We start from the raw sequence: 18,040 nt of genomic DNA on the forward strand, positions 1-18,040 counted from the left end.
TATCTTATCTTATTTCATCAACAAATGTGGTTTCTTCCCCTAATTGCAAACATTCAATTTCTTCTATCTTGCCTTTTCTGATCACATAGGTTTTACAAATTCTGTTATTCAAATTCATATTGTGCCTCGTTTCTCTGTCTGGATCTATCATTCGAAATGTTTTGAAATCTGGGATTAGGTTAAAAGGGGCAAGTAGGTTACGCTTAATTGATAACTTAAAACTCGGTTTCATTGCAAAATCATCAATTACCCTCAGACCAAGAATTGCCTTACCAAGTGTGGTTCCGTATAAATACTCAAGAGTGGCTCCGTAATTAATGACAAGTAAAATTGAACACAAAACTCGTAGTGGTCCCACTGTGGTCACAAATCCTATTGGGATGTAGAATAGCGCAAAGTCAATTACTTTGGCAAAGAAACGGGTCACATTGCTTTCTTCGCAAGGGTCATACTTCATTTGAAATTGGCGTTCTTCTGAATATCTATTCCCGTATTGATCGAAAGTAGGTCTGTAAACAGTCTTAATTATCTTAATTTCCGAAATCTTTTTCAAAACTGATAAGGCCTTTTATTTTTGAAACAAGGGTTATGTTTTCTGTCAAACAATTACGTTGCCGGAAAACTATGCGAATGTAAAGCAAAGTGGCGCTATTATTTATATTAAAAGGAAGATAAATTTTTGCGAGAAGGGCGGCTTAGATATAATTTCACGTATTTATCTTAACTATTCTTCGCTTGACAGGGACCATATTTCCAGATTAAGTTGGTGACAAGAGCCTTAATTGGCTTAGGTCTAAGTTGAAGTTTGGACAGAAAAACTTCCATAAAAAAATTGCGGATCCTGTTACGCTTGCATTCTTTTATACGTATCCTTAAATGCATAGGCATTTAAATCGCTATTTATGAAAACGAAAATCCTTTTCCTGAGCCTTGTTACAATTCTTTCCGCATTTCTTTTTCCCGGCTGTAAGAAAAAAAAAGTTGACTGTAGCAATTATGTCAATGACCAGATTCTGCATGCTGTTTATATAAAGTTAGTAGATAAACAGACAGGGGCTGATTTAATCACCACCAAAGGAATTACAGCAGAGCAAATAAAAATTACCAAGGAAGAAACAACAGAGCAGATCCGGGCAGACCATTGGATGATCAACACAAGAGTTCCGGGAAACCCCTACGACGGAACCTTGCAACTAATGGTATTTCCGCTGGAAGAACCTGAACAAGTCCGAAAGATTACATTCGGGAACTTGGGAACGTTTACTCTAAGCTATAAAATGACCAAGGTAGTGAATACCGATCCAAGCCCCTGTGGCCCCGGCTATTATTATTCTCTCAGTGATGTTAAGATTAAAGACCATGAATATGAAAACATGAAGATCCAGGATACTGTTCATCCTTACTTTTTGATAATTAAAATTTGAAGGGGGGGCGATACCATCGGTAGAAGACCGTCTTATAAGAAAAAATCCCGCTGCTATGAGAGCAACGGGATAACCTAAACCTTATCACAATTATGAAACAAATATAGGTTCAAACATTTATTTTAAATAGGACTATCTGTCAGTTTAATGTGAAAAAATAGTTTTTGCTTCTAGCTTGCAATGAGAATAAAGAGTCGGTTTTTAGCGGGAAAGCTATTTTCCCTTATAATAATTATTACCAGATTGACTGTTAGTCCTGATTGCAAGACTGGAACTAATGCAGTGAAATTTTAAAACAGTCTAACCAACTGCACCGTTTTATGCTAGTTCTGTTGGCGTCACGAAGGCCACTAAATGTGATGAATTGCAACTGTTGAAAAATCGAAACGAATGACAAATAGAGAAATTTTAGAAGAAGCTAATGAAGCTTTCAGTAAAGGGAACTATGAGGAGTTCTTAAGTTATTGCACTGAGGATACTACGTGGACGTACGTTGGTGATCGTACCCTTGTTGGAAAAGATAAAGTACGGGAATACCTGGCAGCTGCTTATGAGGAGTCAAATTTTAAAATTGAAAAGTACATTGAGGAGGGCGAGAACCTTGTTGCAATGGGTTGGATCAAATTAAAGGATAACGAAGGAAAGATGATAAGTTATTCGGTTTGCGATGTTTGGAAGTTCAGAGATGGTAAAATGGCGGAATTGAAGGCATTTGTGATCAAGGATTAGCAAAGCCCTCATTTAAACCTCGCCAGTTAATATTGTAAAGACCTTAACAAAAGAACCCGTGCTATGTGAGCGCGGGTTCTTATTTACAACCCTCCATGAATTACCTGTGCCTAAATCCCTAACTATTCAATCTTAAACTGAAACGAAACTATCAAGTGTTTTTTGTAAATCCTAGATGATTCTCATCACTATTTGTACTTTGGATGAACTTAAGAGCGAGAAATAATGGTTTCACGAAAAAGTATGATAAGCAGTTCTATTTAAGAGAATTTCTGCTAACGGGAAATGAACCATCAAATAGTCCGCAACAGTTGAGTTGGAAATAAGATTATGCTTAGCTTTGTTATTCCAATGAAAATACTTCATACTGCCGACTGGCACCTCGGTAAACGTCTTGAAAAGTTCTCCCGTTTGGAGGAGCAGAAAGAGGTCTTAGCAGAAATCATAGAAATAGCAGATGCAAATGATGTGGATGCGGTTTTGGTGGCTGGTGACCTTTTCGATAGTTTTAACCCTTCTACCGAAGCGATTGAGCTGCTTTATAAAACCTTAAAACGCTTAACCAATAACGGGCAAAGAGCAGTAGTGGCTATTGCGGGGAATCATGATTCTCCGGATCGAATAGAGGCTCCTGATCCTTTGGCTCGAGAGTGTGGGATCATCTTTGCTGGTTATCCCGATTCACATGTTTCTACCTGCGAACTGGATTCTGGGGTTTGCGTTTTGCAATCTGAGGCTGGTTTTATAGAGCTTAAGCTTCCCCGTCATCATACTCCTTTGCGTGTGCTGCTTACGCCGTATGCCAACGAGTATCGCTTAAAGACTTTCCTGGGCTTGGAGAACTCTGAAGAGGAGTTGCGCCAGGTTTTGCAGAAGCGCTGGAAGGAGCTGGCCGACAAGTATTGCGATGACAAAGGCGTAAACATCCTGATCACTCATCTCTTTATGATGAAGAAAGGGGAGGAACCACCGGAAGAGCCGGAAGATGAGAAGCCTATTCTGCACGTGGGAGGTGCTCAGGCTGTTTATTCAGAAAATATCCCTGCACAAATTCAATATACTGCTCTTGGGCATTTGCATGGTTTCCGTGTGATGGATACTACTCCTTGTCCGGTGGTCTACAGCAGCAGTCCTTTAAGCTATAGCTTCGGCGAAGCAGGACATAAAAAATATGTGGTGCTGGTGGATGCGGAGCCTGGAATGCCGGTGATGTATAAGGGCGTTCAGCTAAGCAAAGGTAAACCTCTGCTGCGTAAGCGTTGTATGGGAGTGGATGAAGCTTTACAATGGCTTTCTGATAATCCGGATGCCCTTGTTGAACTTACGCTGGTTACAGATAATTACTTAACTGCCGATGAGAGAAGGCGTTTGACACAATCGCATGAAGGGATCGTTACCATTATTCCTGAAGTGAGAAACCCGGAGATGCTGCACGCGAAAGGAGCTTCCATTGACTTAAGTCAGGATATCGAGGAGCTATTTGGGCAGTTCTTTCAGCATCGTCATGGTCAACTACCCAACGTTGAACTAATCAATCTATTTAAGGAAATCAGAGCAGAACAGAGCGAGGAATGATACCTGTTTCATTAACTATAAAAGGACTTTACTCTTACCAAACAGAGCAAACGATAGCATTTGACCGGCTGCTGGAGGGACAATTGTTCGGGATCTTCGGGTCGGTTGGATCCGGCAAATCTTCTATTTTGGAAGCGATGACCTTTGCCTTGTATGGGCAGTCGGAGCGTCTCGACAGGAACGACAACCGGAACTACAATATGATGAACCTTAAGTCGGACGAGTTGCTGATCGACTTTATCTTCAGGAACTTCGACGAACAGGAGTATCGCTACACCGTGCGTGGTAGAAGGAACGGGAAGGATTTTGATAAGGTGAACACTTTTGAAAGGATGGCTTACCGTAAGAGCAATGGCGAGTGGATCCCTCTGGAGCATAGTAATGCAGATTCAGTTCTTGGTTTAAGCTATGATAATTTCCGGCGGACGGTGATCATCCCTCAGGGTAAGTTCCAGGAGTTCCTGCAGCTGGGTGATAAGGACCGTACTAACATGCTGAAAGAGATATTTCAGTTGGATAAGTATGAGTTCTTTTATCAAACCACGGGACTCGAAAAGAAGAATAATGAGGCTGTACAAAACCTGGAAGGGCAATTGTTTCATTATGCAGAGCTAAGTGAGGACGGAATTGCGTTAAAGGAGAAAGCTGTAGGGGAACTTTCTGAGCAGTTGGAGAGCGTAAAAGCTAAGCTGATGGAAGGGGAAGCGATGCTACAGACCCAGCAAGCCTTGAAGAAGCTTTTTGATGATCTGGAAAAGCAGCGAGGTAAGCTGTCTGGACTTTTACAAAATAAAGAGTACTACGATGGCTTTTCTAAAAAGATTGGCGATTATGAATATTGTCTAAGCAACTTTAAAGAAGGCTTAAAGCGGAAGAAAGAGTTAGAAACGGATATTACTCTCCGCCTTGATTCACTAAAAAAGAATCAAGAGAGACTGGCTAAGTCAACCGCTGAACTTTCTTCTTTGGAGGAGCGTTTGGAGCTGGTGAAAACCGAGTATCAGAAGCAGGAGGAGAGGACGCAGTTGGTGGCGGATTACCGTTTGCAGCAATCAATTAGCGTGCTGCAAATCGAAATTGGGAAACAGGGGCAACGATTGATTGATGGTAAACCTCATCTTGAAAATGCCCATTCAACTAAAATAGCTAATGAGAACCGGATAGAGGAATTAAAGGCCCTGATTAAGGATCAGCGAGCCTTTTTACCAGACTTGCCAAAGCTTTCGCTGCTGAGATCATGGCACGCAGAACGAAGGAATATTACTGCCCGGATTATGGAATTAAAGGAAGATCAGCAGAGGCTGGAACAACAGCTGAAAGTACTTCCTGAAACGCTGAAGCCTCATCTAGTACCGCCTGTGTTCCAGGCTGTTCTGGATGGGCAGCCATTTAAATACTATCAGGAGCAGGTTCTGCAGCTGCGGCAGGAGAATCACCTGAAAAAAGAAGCTTTACATGCTCAGATAGCGCATCACCATCTTCAATTGAAATTAGGTGAGTTTGTGGACCAGCTGAGCGATGGAGGTCCTTGCCTGCTCTGCGGTTCCGAACATCATCCTAATCTGTTGGCACTGGACAATGTGCAGGGGCATTTGTCGAGGGCAAAGATTGAAGAGGAGGAGATCCGTAAGTACGACAAGGCTTGCGAAGATACTTTACAGGTTTTGCATGGATTACAGCAGAATGAGTATAGCTTGTTACAACAGGTGGAGGGTGCCAAACTTCGCCTGAAAGCGCAACAGGAATTCCTGGATCAGCATCTCGAGAAGTTCGTTTGGCCCGAGTTTGATAAAGATGATGAATCTCAGGTGGAACAAGGTTTCGTGCTATATGAGCAGGAGAAAAAAAAGCTGGATGCTTTGGAAAAGGATCTTGAGGAAACAGAAAAGAGGTGCCGTGAAGCCTCTGAGAGTTACGAGAAGTTCCGCAAAGCGATGGACAGCATCCAATTGGGCATAGCTGCAAAAGAAGCGGAACGCTCTGCCTTATCTGGGCAGTTGAAACTGTTGAAGGTAACCGAACATGAAGAGCATACAGAGGAGGAACTTCAAAATAAGGCAAACGAATTAGAGCAGAAAATACTGGATGTACGAAAGGAACATGAGGATTTACTGAAGCAGATCGATCAGCATAGGTCTGCGAAAATTACCTTATTGGAACGGATCAACTCTAACCAGGAGGTTTTGAAGAAGGATGAATTAATGATTGAACAGATTAAGACCTCACTGCATCAATGTCTTGAAAAATCGCATTTTGCCGATTGGGAGGAGGTTGAGAAGGTGCTCAATGAGGAGCTTGATCTGAACAAATTAAAATCTGAATTACAGGCGTATCTGCAGGAATTACACACCTGCCAGCAGATCCTGCAGGAGCTGGAAAAAAATACTTCAGGAAAAACTTTCGATCCTATACAATTTGAAAGTCTTCTCATACATCTATCTCAAGTAAAGGAACAGTTGCAGGCTGCTAACGACGAGTATGTGAAGGTAAAAGCCGAACTTGAGAAACAACAGCGGGACTTTAAAAATAAGTTGATCCTTCAGGAGCACCTGGACCAGTTGAAGAAGCGGGCATCCAACCTGAATACCTTAAAGCAGCTATTTAAAGGTAGTGGTTTTGTTAATTATGTATCATCGGTTTATCTCCATAATTTATGTGAGGCGGCGAACGAACGCTTTTACAAGTTAACCCGGCAATCGCTACGGTTGGAGGTTACCGATAAAAATGAGTTCCAGGTAAGAGATTTTCTAAATAACGGGAAGGTAAGAAGTGTGAAAACACTTTCGGGCGGACAAACATTTCAGGCTTCGCTTTCGCTTGCTTTAGCCCTTGCGGAAAGCGTTCAACAGCAGAACAAGGCTAGCCAGAACTTCTTCTTTCTAGACGAAGGTTTCGGCTCCCTGGATAAAGAATCACTGCAGGTAGCATTTGAAACCCTAAAATCCTTGCGCAAGGAAAATCGGAAAGTAGGGGTAATCTCCCATGTGGAGGATCTGCAGCAGGAGATCGATGTGTTCTTACGCGTCACAAACGATCCTCTGGCAGGGAGCAGGGTGAACGCTAGTTGGGGGTAGGAAAGGTGGTCTGTTTTAAGGAATCAAACTAATTTATCTCATACCTGTTGTATTTGTAAAAACACACAAATATGGCAACAAGAGGCGGAAAGGTTGAGCGAAGAGAAGTTAATTCTTCCCAGCCATACGAAGTAAAATACCTGGCGGATAAATTAGGAGTAAGCGTTCAAGCTATTACTGGTGCAAAACGTGCTACGGGATCTAATGACCGAAAGGATATTGAGAAGTACATTAAAGAAAAGAATAAATAATCAAAGCCCCGGAAGGGGCTTTGTTGATTAATGTTGTCAGCATTAAACCTCATGTTCGAGTAAGTCTGCCATATTCTTAAGCATTTGCAACCAGCTTGGATAGGCGCCTGTTCTTTGTGCAAGCTCCTGTGAAACAGTTTGGCGTAATTGCAGTCGCGTGCGTCCTCCCTCATCGGATAATGTAACGGTAACGAGAGTTTCCCCAGGCCATTCTGGATCCATTCCGATATCTGAAGGATTTATAGGATTGCCATCTTCGTTCGCATTGATCATCGTAAAAACAATTTTGGCGTTTGGTATCACTTCTTTGTATTCCCCTATACACCAGCAATCGCCATATTGAGGATTGGAAATGCATGAATGAAACTTACCACCTTTTTTGATGTCGATCTCTTGAAAACGAATAGTACATCCATCCGGGGCATACCATTTCATTAGCTTAGCCGGATCGGTCCATGCTGCAAAAACTCTTTCGATATCGGCATCAAAGATATCATCAATAAAAACCTCATTTTTCTTTGCTGAATTTTCCATTTCTATTTTTTTCGTTTACTGATTTGTCTTGAGGGTTGCTTCGCTGGTGTTCCGGTGGTTTTCGACTCCAACTCTTCCTGTTCAAGGAAGCTCTTTAGAGAGTTGAACCTGCTTGTCCATAACTGGTGGTAGTGCTGTACCCAGGCATGTACTTCTTCTAGCTTATCCAACTTTGCTTCGCAAAGCCGTTCTCTTCCAGTTTGTCTGAACTCTACTAATCCGCACTCTGCCAAAATTTTAAGATGTAGTGAGATTGCCTGGCGACTAACATCAAATTGTTCTGCAATGGTATTAACATTCACTGGTTGTTCGGCGATCATTCCTATGATCGCTCTTCTTGTAGGGTCGGCTATCGCCTGAAAAACATCTCTTCGTGCTTCCATTTATGCAAGTATGTCCTTGCAAATATAAGTGCAAGTATTTACTTGCGCAATGGTAATTTGATAAATTTTAATCCTGATGCTTCCTGTTTATAAAAATAAAGTATTTAGATAGTCTAAAAGGTTTTAGCAAAAGATTCAAAAGCTAAGCAAATACAAGAAAAAACTTATACTTTAGCCTCGACCTTCTATTATAACTTAAATTTTTTCGAAAGGAAATGAAACCTGTATTACTAATAGCTCTTATCAACATTTTCTGTTTTACCACCTTCTTAAGCGCGCAAGAAGGCAGTCCTACAACGCTTTCATCATATGTTGATCCCTTTATCGGAACACAGGGAAATGGTAATACCTTTCCCGGGGCAACATATCCTTTTGGTATGGTGAAACTAGGCCCGGATTGTGACGATTTAAGCACAAACATGGGATACAAAGATACAGGGAAAATTAGGGGATTTAGTCACCTTCATGTTAGCGGCACAGGCGGTGGTCCGAAATATGGCAATATTCTGGTTTATCCTTTCAGCGGAGATGTAAAGGTCGAAGGGTATGGATCGGACCGGGGAAAAGAGACAGCGAAGGCTGGCTATTTCTCTGCCGAATTAAAGGAATCAGCTATTTTAGCAGAACTAACTTCCACCCCGAAAACAGGGATACATCGTTATACATTCAACAAGAGCGGACATAATGGGATACTAATTGATGCCGGAAGTATACTGGGAAAGCAAGCCTGCTGCCATGAGGATCAAAAATTATTAGGATCGGAGATCGAAGTATTATCAGAGACCGAAATAGTTGGGTATAACCGGGTTCGCGGAGGATGGAATATTGGAGAGCCCTTTACTGTTTACTTTTATGCAAAGTTTAATACTCCTGCCAGTTCTTTTGGCACCTGGAAATCGGGCGTAAAGCATCCCGGTAAGAGGATGGAGTTTGATTCGGGGGAGCCAGTTGGTGCCTGGCTTTCATTCAAGGGTAAGGCTTCCCAAATGGTGGAAATGCGAGTAGGAATTTCATTTATCAGCATAGGAAAAGCTAAAGAAAACTTTCAAAATGAAGCTGCGGGGTTGAGTTTTGATCAGGCGGTTGAAAAAGCCCGAGCAGCCTGGGATGCCTATTTAAGCCGCATTGCAATAACAACTGCTGATAATACAGAAAAAATAAAGTTTTACACAGCCCTTTATCATACCTTACTTCAGCCTGCCGATAAGACTGGTGAGAATCCTTTATGGAAAAGTGGAGCACCCTATTTTGACGATTTCTACTGCATTTGGGATACTTATCGTACCAGCCATCCATTAATTACGCTGATTGCTCCTGAAAAGGAGTCGGAGATTGTGAATTCATTAATTGATATATACAAGAATGAAGGCTATCTGCCCGATGGAAGATCAGGTAACAGCAACGGGCGTACTCAGGGTGGTAGCAATGCAGATATGCTTTTGGCTGAAGCCATTTTAAAAGACCTTAAAGGAGTTGAATATGGAGAGGCACATGATGCGATGCTTAAAGATGCAGAGGTGCCTCCGGGAGGTGATGAGCGGAAAGAAGGTCGTGGTGGTATAAAAGATTACAACATTATCGGTTATGTATCAACAGACTACGAGCGTGCCGGTACGCGAACTGTTGAGTTTGCTGCAAACGATTGGGCGATAGCTCAAGCTGCGTTAAAACTTGGTAAGGATTTGGATTATAAGAAGTATGCAAAAAGAGCAGCAAATTGGGAGAATTTATGGAGGCCGGTGGAGCATGATGGAGCAAAAGGCTTTATTATGCCTCGAAAGGCCAATGGCACATGGGACGAGGATTACCGCAATCGTGAATGGCAATATTATCTCGATTTTGCTCCAAATAAGATTGGTGTGATTCCTTATAATCAAACCCCGTCTAAATATTTGAATAAAGGCGATTTTACAGTACTTACAGCAGGCGGATGGCCCGACTTCTTCTATGAAAGTCACTCCTGGGAATATTCATTCTATGTGCCGCATGATGTTCGCCGGCTCATTGCGAGGTCTGGAGGAAAGCAAGCATTCCTTAGCCGCCTTGATACCTTCTTCTCTAAGAAATATTACAATATTGCTAATGAACCTGGATTCCTTACCCCTCACTTGTATACCTATGCCGGGCAGCAGTTTAAGTCGGTCCTCCTATTAAGAAATCTACTTAAGAAATATTATTCAGAGAAACCTGATGGCCTGCCGGGAAATGATGATTCTGGCGCGATGTCCTCCTGGTACGTGTTCAATAAGGCCGGTTTTTTTCCTAACGCTGGTCAGGACATTTATTTAATTTCATCTCCTAGTTTTAAACAGCTTAGCATTGCCCTGGAGGGAAATAAGAAGCTTGAGATCCTTGCAGATAACTTATCCCAGGAGGCAATCTTTATCAAATCAGCTGAGCTAAATGGAAAACCCTGGAATAAGGCCTGGTTTAAGCATTCTGATATCAAAGATGGGGGAGTTTTGAGGTTAACAATGAGCGAAAGGCCTACCGATTGGGGGACAGAAGATCTTCCGCCTTCACGTTCTGATGCTCAGCAAAAATAGCCGAGGGACGACGTGAAATATTCGAGAATTTTTTATCTTTATAAAGCCAGACTATTCCAGTTGTAGCGAAATAACTAACATTAATCTACCTGAAAAATATGTTGACTACATTGCCAAATTACCAGGAAGTAGAGTATTATAAAAAATACGATCTGGACGAGTATTTCTTTTGTTATCAGGATATGTACGCAGACAAAGCTGAAGATGAGGAAGCCATTGAAGAAATCAGTGCCGACTTCGACGCAGCTTTCCCTGGAACAAAGGAGAGAGTTAAGACTGCGCTTAATAGTGTAGCAGAGTACAGGAGTACAGAGAATATTTTAATTGTGTATAAAAGTAAGGCTGCTGATGAAATTTTAATCCATCTTACGGGTGACATTTAAAAAGAGACGAGGATGATGAAACTTGCTGTATTGCAAAAAATGAAGACAGAAATTGTCAATAATATATAGCTTTGCGGATAATACTTCAACCCGTTCTGGGGAAATGAGGTAGACGTAAATTGTTTTAATTTCAGTATGGTGCGTGCAGCTATAGCAACGTTTAATATAGAAGGATGCTTTCCTTTGATAGGGAGAGGTATTGTTATTTTCGGTGAGATCTTAAATGGAGAGGTTAAAAGCGGAGATGTTCTTAATCTCGTTATCAAAGGTCAGGCTGTTCAGCTGGAGGTCATCTCGGTAGAAGACATTCGAATGGGAGCAGCCGGGGAGGAGAAGGTAAGTTTACTGGTTGAACCGATGGAAGATTGGACCGCTGTTGAAAATCATTTTGCATTTATCATTCCCCAGGAAACGCTGCACCCAGATTTAGTAGTTTAAATAAAGGTATTTGCAAAAAGGGTGACATTTAGGAACGATAACCTGCGGCTATTGCTACTTTTCCTGTCACAGTCTGCATAAGTATTTATTCGGTGACAATTACGGGGGCTGTTTAGCAGCGCGCTCCCGGTAACTACCTGTTTTTAATATACCTTCCACAATATTCCCTTATTAGGAAAACTCCTTAACCCTGAGGATGTTAACAAAGATCAATGCGAGCTGAGGCACTTGTAGGTTGACATAGACTTGCTCAACACTGAGGGTTAAATTATTTCAAGAATTAACCTCTGTTCAAACATTTGTAAATGGATAACCAAGGTAATCATCACAAGGATAACAATTCAGGCAAAGAGTCTTCCCCGATCGATCTGGTCGCGCTATTTGGTGAGGTGGAGGAGGTGGCCAATATGGGAATTTACAGGGTGGAGTTGCCGGGTATGAAATTTTACTTTTCTGACGGACTATTCAGGTTGTTTGGGGAAGCACCTCAGTCTTTTGAGCCATCACTAGAATACATTAACTCGCGCTCTACTGCTGCAGATGCCGAAAACGTAGATCGGGTACTGAGCCAGGCCGCTATTGATAAAAAGCCTTATACCTATGTTCGACGTATACTGAGGAGGGACGGAGAGTGGCGAACATTAAAATCACATGGAAAAGTTATTTGTGATGAGGCGGGAAACGCCATTAGTTACATTGGAATTGTACTGGATATCACAAAGCAGAAGAAAGCCGAAAAAAAGATACAGGGTAACCGGGAACTGTTGCAGTCTGTATTTGACACTTCCCTTATTGGAATGTCTGTATTCAAATCTGTCAGAAATGAAAGTAACGAGATTGTTGATTTCAAGATACTCATTGTCAATCGACTAATCGAGCAAAACACCGGTCGCACAGACCTGGTAGGCAAACTTTATCTACAGGAGTATCCGGGAATAAAGCAAGCAGGCATTTTCGATAAGATGTGTGAGGTGATGAACACCGGCTTACCCAGCCAGATGGAATATAAGTACGATGTGGAGGGCTTCAATAATTGGTTTTTGACGATGTTCGTAAGGCAGAATGATAATCTGGTAGCTACAACCCTCGACATAACAGATAAGAAGCGGGATGAGGAGGAAAAGGATAGGAACTTTATGCTCCTTCAACAAACCGAACAGGTTTCTTCAATGGGCAGCTGGAGTTTTGATACTAAAAAACAGGAAATGAACTGGTCGGAAGGAATGTATAATCTATTTCATCTTCAGCCAGGCTCGAAGGTGAGTCCTGAGACTTACCTTCAATTCATTGTGCCGGAAGATCGTTCAAAGCTGCAGGAGCAGGTGATCAACAAGATTGTTGAGGAGCTGCGAGAGTTTAACGAACAACTTACTTTCCTGATTCAGGGTGAACGTAGACTAATTCATATCAAGGCAACACCTATCACTGATCCCAGCGGGCAGGAGGTTCATATGGTTGGGATCGATATGGATAATACCGAAAAAAACAGTGCAGAGGAAAAGTTAAGGGAGAACGAGTTTATGAAAATGCTTCTTGAAAAGAAAGATGAATTTATGAGTGTGGCCAGCCACGAACTTAAAACTCCCATTACTACCTTAAAAGCATCTTTACAGATCCTATGCCGGCTAATAGAGAAACATACTGAGGAAAATGTGCTGTTGGTTTTTGCAACGAAAGCCAACCAGCAGGTGAACAAAGTTATCCGTTTGATCAGCGACCTTATGGATAATGCAAAGATTCAGGCGGGTAAAATAAATCTCAATCTGGATACTTTCCTGTTGGATGAAGTGATTGAAGATTGTATTGCATTTCAAAGCGGGGGACATGAAATAATCGTAAATAATAACGTGAGCGAACAAATAGAAGGAGATAAGCACCGTATAGAACAAGTGCTTACCAACTTTCTAAGTAATGCGATTAAATACTCTCCAAGCGGAAAGCAAATTATTATCACCGCTAGTCAGGAGAAGGACGGGGTAAAGGTAGAAGTAAAAGATTTCGGCATTGGAATTCCCCCCTCAAAAATTGACCATGTGTTCGACCGCTTTTTTAGGGTGGATGATAAGTCGCAGGAATTTTCAGGGCTTGGTCTTGGTTTGTATATATCTGCTGAAATAATTAAAAAGCATGGAGGGACTTACGGAGTTGTAAGTGAACCCGGCAAGGGTAGTACATTTTGGTTTGCTATCCCTCTTAAGCATTCCTCTATTACTGCCTCCGAGTAATTCATTGAGCTTGTCATTCGCATTTATTTTCATTTACTCGATCTTCCCCGAATTGAGTAGGCTTCAGGAGGAAATACTTGAGGGAACTGGTGAAAAGCCAAAAGCAGGCCCTTTTTAAGGGCCTGCAAATTATCTTCGGCCAAGGTAAGGATTAGCGATTACTCTTTATGGTTGCCCTCCACCACCTGCAGCACCATAAATGTGGCCGGTGGAGTAGCTGGGGTCGTTGGTTATTACAATCTCACTTATTGCTGATGACATTTTAAACGTGAATTAAAAGACAAAATATTTCTTGGTAAAGTAATTGAAAACGGAAGTGAGGCCAACTGCCAGTACTTTGCAGACTTTGATGTTTAAAACCACTTGCTCGGCAAAAAACCAAAGGAAGAACTGGTTAAGTGCTGCGCCAGCCAAAGTGAAGACTGAGAAGAGGATGAATGTAAGTTGATTGCCGTACCGTGATGTGGTGAAAACATGTTTTTTGGTGAGAAAGTAATTGGCTATAATGGCTACTGCCATAGCTGGGAAATTCGCAATTGTATAGGGAATGTCTGCAAGATCAACTAAAAGAGTGAAAACACAGAATTCTATAATGAAAGATAGGATACCTACGATCAGGAACCTTGATACTTCGTGGGATGATAGTTCCTTTAGCTGTAGGATTGTTACTTTGACCATTATCTTGTTATTAAAGTAAGAAGGTTTACAATCAGGTACCGGCCCTTCAGCAGGTACCTGATTGCTTTTAGTATTGGAATGATTTTCTTAAGAACCAGTTCAGTGCTGGCATGTCCACGTAAATTAGTAACATTAAAATTATGGTAAATAAGACAACATAAAGCATGAACTTTTTCTCCTTATGCAGTTTCTCCGGACCCTGCACTACAGAATTCCTGCTTAATCCGATCTTTAGATACCAGGCAAACAGCAAAGCGAAGAAAGGAAAGCTAAGCAGTAGCTCAACGCGGTGTTTGATAAGAAATATTCCCAGGAAGAATGCGGCAGTGAGCGCATAGAAGAACATGGAGATCAGCAAGCTGTCTTCTGTATAATATTTGAAAGACTTCCGGTAAAGTCCGGCCTGCTCTGGGTTGTTTATAAACCTGTATTCGGCAAAGCGTTTTGTTGCCATCAGGAATGCTCCTCCCATCCAATAGGCAAGGATAATACTGCTGGGAGGTATTGCAAGCCATGCCGGGTCTGAGAAGTCCTGAGGCAGTAAACTAGCAGGTATAAGAATGAACCAGCCAAGGGCAAGGCGTATAGGATTATTGACCGATTCAGAAAGGACGTCAAGGTAAACGCGTTCTTTCGTTCTGAATGGGCGAACATTGTACATAATTCCCATAAACAACAAAAAGGCTTCAAGAAGCAAAAAGGGAACATTAATAAAATAGGAGAGGGTTAAACCTGACGCCGCCAATAAGAGCCACTGGGCCATAACAAATCCTGGATTCAAAACGGTCTGCACTGCGCTACGATTTTTCTTTACAGGATGGAACCTGTCGAACTCAGCATCAAGGTACTCGTTAATCACATAGTTTGCCGATGCGATCAGGCAGGTACAGGCGATACCTGTAACAACCTTTATGAGGAAGGATAAGTCGATCGGGGGTTGATAGATCATGTAGGCAAACAGCATACCCGGAAGCATGAAGATGTTTTTAAACCAATGGTCTGGACGTGCAATGGTGACGTATTCTTTAAAACCAGCAGGGCGTGGGGTAGCTTCTTCTCCGGATAGAGGAACAGCAATTGGAGATGTTTTCATAGATGTAGATTTTAAATTTTTATGAGGTAGAATTATGTATGGGCATAGGGCTGGCAGGTGACTCGCGCACGTGCGATCCCAGAAAGAAAAGTTTCATGATATAGAGTGATTTAATCTGCGGGGAATCAGCTTAGGAAGCTTTCTTCAGCAGGGAGAACTGAGATATTAGATTAGTGTAAAAGTCAAAAGACCCAAAAGGCTTTTTATCGACGATGAGATAAGGAAGGCCGGCATTGATGGCACATTGCCCATCCAGTTCTTCCCGGTCTCCAATAAATAGACAGTCTGAAGGGTCAAGTGAGAACTGCCCGGCCACGAATAATAAGGCTGTAGGGTCTGGTTTCAGCCTGTTTATATAAGGGTCAGTTGAACTGACAACAAGATCAGGCTCGAGCCCCATGGCAAGTAATTTTTCCCTTGCCTTATAATCTGAATATATAGCAGTTTTTATTCCGGCATCTTTAAGTACCAGAAAAAAGTCTTTTATACCGGGGAACATACAGTCGGAGAGAAACCGGTTCGGCGCTGAAAACATCCAGCGTTCTACCAGAGATTTGATCTTTTCAGGTTTGACTTTCAACTTGTCAGCGCACCATAAATATTGTTCGTTCTCAAGATCTTGAGAACAGTAACCCGGCCTTTTCTCCCTCTCAAGTCTGAAATGATAGAGAGCTTGTAGTTCCCTGAACCTCCATGGCCTTACTGAATAATGCAGCAATAGGGTAGCCAGCATTTTTTTTCTTAAACGGGATTGCTCGTATAGAGTCCCGTCTACATCAAAGATCACTGCTTTCACATTCTCCCAGTTCATACTATTCATTTATAAAAACTACTACAAAGGATTGTTTTTGCTGTTTTTTTTACATTAAAATCGAGTAGTTTTTGTAAGGATGATAAAAAATCGGGTATAAACCTCATGGAATTGTCGAGGGTTTTGTATGCGAAAAGCTGTAATTTCGTTATAATCTACTGCTCTTGCTAGCAAATTGAATATTATCTACAAAAACTATGGAAATTACGGCTGAAACAAGTGCCTCTACAGGTCAAACAACGCCCAAGTTCTTGATTTCAGGCATAAGTCCCGTAAATTATACTAAAATCATTTACCTGTTTATTGCTTTGGGTATATTTTTCCGGCTTTATCATTTTTTCTACAATCGCTCTCTGTGGACAGATGAAATGTATCTTTCCTTAAGTTTTCTGAAGTTAAGCTTTATTGAATTAGCACTTGGTCCGCTTGAATACCAGCAGAAAGCACCTATTGGTTTTCTGTGGCTTGTTAAATTATCCGTGATGCTTTTTGGGGAAAAGGAAATGGCTCTTCGTCTGATTCCCTTGTTAGCCGGAATTGCTTCGCTTTTTGTATATAAAAAAGTTGCTGAGAATTTTCTGAAACCTGCAGGAGTAGTAGCCGCTGTGGGTATGCTTGCTTTTGCACCGAATTTTGTTTATCACTCAGTCGAGATCAAGCAATACGGCTTTGAACTGCTGGTTACCATTCTCGTTCTGTATCTTTATACGAGGTTTGAACACAAGAAAAGCCTATCGAAGTTATTTTTATGGGGAATAGCAGGGGGGGGGCTGGTCTGGTTTTCCTACTCATCTATTTTTGTACTTGCCGGCATGGCTTTAGGTATTACATTAAGTAATGTTTTCAGGAGAAGATGGAAAAGGGCTTTGTTTCTGCTTTTGCCATTTTCCATCTGGATGATAAGCTTCGGCCTTAATTTCTTTTTATTTACTTATGATAAAACAAACTCTGGCTGGCTGATCAACTGGTTTGAAATTAGGGAGGGGTATATCCCTGTTCCTCCGAAATCTTTTTCAGATATATCCTTCCTGCTACAACTGCCCTATAAAATGCTATTCTATCCGCTCGGGTTGCTTTGGGAGTTTATTACGATTGAAAATAATCTTCTAAGAGTGATAACGCGGATGGGTATAATTCCGCTTTTCTTTTGGGTGGCAGGAATGCTGCACTATATTAAAAGGAATCCAAAGATCTTTATGATCCTATTTTTTCCGGTGTTACTTGCTCTTGTTGCTTCGGCAATTAAGCAGTACCCCTTTTATGAACGTCTTACTCTATTCCTTTCTCCGCTTATTATAATATTCATTTCCAAAGGCTTTGAGCACATTTCTCATAAGTTTTTCAAGCATTCGATCCTGCAACCGCTATTTCTTTTCCTGTTATTGTTGGGCCCCTTAATAACTTCGGCTACCCAGGTAACTAATACTCATCTTTTCGGAGGGTATAAACGAAACTATCAGAGAGACTGCTGGCTCTATATAAATGAACATTTTCAGCCTGGCGATGCGGTTTACGTTTACTGGAATATCCGGTACGGGTACCTGTTCTATAAAAACTCTTATAATTTAAAGTATAATGCGATAATTGGTAATGATCATCGTAAGACATCGACCAATGGCGAGGACTATCTGGACAAATTAAAAGTAGATCTGGATAAGCTGAAAAAATACAAACGGGTGTGGTGGATCTATGAGAAGGATTACTGGGTAGACATAGGCGACTATGATGGAGTGCCTGACTGGTATTTCAAAAATTACCCTTTGATGGAAAGGGTGAAATTGCAGTTTAGCACTTTAGGTGGCGAAAGTGACCACTTTGATACAAAGCAGGCAAAAGTGGTCCTGCTAAAGATTTCCAAATAAAAGGATACCTTTTCTGTCTCGGAAAGGGTATCCT

At 41.6% G+C, this 18,040-nt stretch carries 16 protein-coding genes; 10 read left to right on the top strand and 6 right to left on the bottom strand.

The genetic code is table 11. The annotated features are described in order from the left end of the window. Positions 1-4: 4 nt before the first annotated feature. A complete protein-coding gene (locus tag J4N24_RS15905) occupies positions 5-553 on the bottom strand; it encodes an RDD family protein (RefSeq protein ID WP_207534698.1) in 549 nt (182 codons plus the stop codon). Positions 554-902: 349 nt separating this feature from the next. Between J4N24_RS15905 and J4N24_RS15910 the strand changes: the two genes are divergently transcribed. The 5 genes from J4N24_RS15910 to J4N24_RS15930 all read left to right on the top strand — a co-directional run bounded on the left by J4N24_RS15910 (position 903) and on the right by J4N24_RS15930 (position 7,053). Further along, positions 903-1,424, top strand: coding sequence for a hypothetical protein (locus J4N24_RS15910; RefSeq protein WP_207534699.1), 522 nt, complete (start codon positions 903-905; stop codon positions 1,422-1,424). Positions 1,425-1,814: 390 nt separating this feature from the next. After that, positions 1,815-2,153 (top strand): nuclear transport factor 2 family protein, encoded by a 339-nt coding sequence (locus tag J4N24_RS15915; RefSeq protein WP_207534700.1) that lies wholly within the window; start codon positions 1,815-1,817, stop codon positions 2,151-2,153. A 351-nt stretch (positions 2,154-2,504) separates the two neighbouring features. Continuing rightward, a complete protein-coding gene (locus J4N24_RS15920) occupies positions 2,505-3,728 on the top strand; it encodes a metallophosphoesterase family protein (protein ID WP_207534701.1) in 1,224 nt (407 codons plus the stop codon). Then, complete coding sequence (locus J4N24_RS15925; protein WP_207534702.1) at positions 3,725-6,802, top strand: AAA family ATPase; 3,078 nt, start codon at positions 3,725-3,727, stop codon at positions 6,800-6,802. Before J4N24_RS15920 ends, J4N24_RS15925 begins: the two co-directional genes overlap by 4 nt. Before the next feature lie 71 nt (positions 6,803-6,873). Continuing rightward, on the top strand, positions 6,874-7,053 hold the full coding sequence (locus J4N24_RS15930) for a DUF3606 domain-containing protein (protein WP_207534703.1): 180 nt from the start codon (positions 6,874-6,876) through the stop codon (positions 7,051-7,053). Positions 7,054-7,095: 42 nt separating this feature from the next. Here the strand turns inward: J4N24_RS15930 and J4N24_RS15935 are convergent, their stop codons facing one another. Next, positions 7,096-7,587, bottom strand: coding sequence for an SRPBCC family protein (locus J4N24_RS15935; RefSeq protein ID WP_207534704.1), 492 nt, complete (start codon positions 7,585-7,587; stop codon positions 7,096-7,098). A gap of 2 nt (positions 7,588-7,589) precedes the next feature. Continuing rightward, positions 7,590-7,970 (bottom strand): ArsR/SmtB family transcription factor, encoded by a 381-nt coding sequence (locus tag J4N24_RS15940; protein ID WP_207534705.1) that lies wholly within the window; start codon positions 7,968-7,970, stop codon positions 7,590-7,592. Between the two features lie 215 nt (positions 7,971-8,185). Between J4N24_RS15940 and J4N24_RS15945 the strand changes: the two genes are divergently transcribed. The 4 genes from J4N24_RS15945 to J4N24_RS15960 all read left to right on the top strand — a co-directional run bounded on the left by J4N24_RS15945 (position 8,186) and on the right by J4N24_RS15960 (position 13,562). Further along, positions 8,186-10,516, top strand: coding sequence for a GH92 family glycosyl hydrolase (locus tag J4N24_RS15945; protein ID WP_207534706.1), 2,331 nt, complete (start codon positions 8,186-8,188; stop codon positions 10,514-10,516). Between the two features lie 98 nt (positions 10,517-10,614). Beyond that, positions 10,615-10,899, top strand: coding sequence for a hypothetical protein (locus J4N24_RS15950; RefSeq protein ID WP_207534707.1), 285 nt, complete (start codon positions 10,615-10,617; stop codon positions 10,897-10,899). A gap of 135 nt (positions 10,900-11,034) precedes the next feature. After that, positions 11,035-11,337 (top strand): hypothetical protein, encoded by a 303-nt coding sequence (locus tag J4N24_RS15955; protein ID WP_207534708.1) that lies wholly within the window; start codon positions 11,035-11,037, stop codon positions 11,335-11,337. 305 nt (positions 11,338-11,642) lie between these two features. Then, positions 11,643-13,562: a sensor histidine kinase gene (locus J4N24_RS15960; RefSeq protein ID WP_207534709.1), complete on the top strand. Its 1,920-nt coding sequence runs from the start codon at positions 11,643-11,645 to the stop codon at positions 13,560-13,562. Between the two features lie 273 nt (positions 13,563-13,835). On the opposite strand, the gene J4N24_RS15965 is transcribed toward J4N24_RS15960, so the two are convergent. The 3 genes from J4N24_RS15965 to J4N24_RS15975 all read right to left on the bottom strand — a co-directional run bounded on the left by J4N24_RS15965 (position 13,836) and on the right by J4N24_RS15975 (position 16,144). Then, a complete protein-coding gene (locus J4N24_RS15965; protein ID WP_207534710.1) occupies positions 13,836-14,240 on the bottom strand; it encodes a GtrA family protein in 405 nt (134 codons plus the stop codon). 67 nt (positions 14,241-14,307) lie between these two features. Beyond that, on the bottom strand, positions 14,308-15,333 hold the full coding sequence (locus J4N24_RS15970; protein ID WP_207534711.1) for a UbiA prenyltransferase family protein: 1,026 nt from the start codon (positions 15,331-15,333) through the stop codon (positions 14,308-14,310). Positions 15,334-15,463: 130 nt separating this feature from the next. Beyond that, complete coding sequence (locus J4N24_RS15975; RefSeq protein ID WP_207534712.1) at positions 15,464-16,144, bottom strand: HAD family hydrolase; 681 nt, start codon at positions 16,142-16,144, stop codon at positions 15,464-15,466. A gap of 197 nt (positions 16,145-16,341) precedes the next feature. Between J4N24_RS15975 and J4N24_RS15980 the strand changes: the two genes are divergently transcribed. Beyond that, positions 16,342-18,006, top strand: coding sequence for a glycosyltransferase family 39 protein (locus J4N24_RS15980; protein WP_207534713.1), 1,665 nt, complete (start codon positions 16,342-16,344; stop codon positions 18,004-18,006). The last annotated feature ends 34 nt before the right edge of the window (positions 18,007-18,040 follow it).

The organism is Desertivirga arenae, assembly GCF_017355785.1.
In the GTDB taxonomy this organism is placed as follows: Bacteria; Bacteroidota; Bacteroidia; order Sphingobacteriales; family Sphingobacteriaceae; genus Desertivirga; species Desertivirga arenae.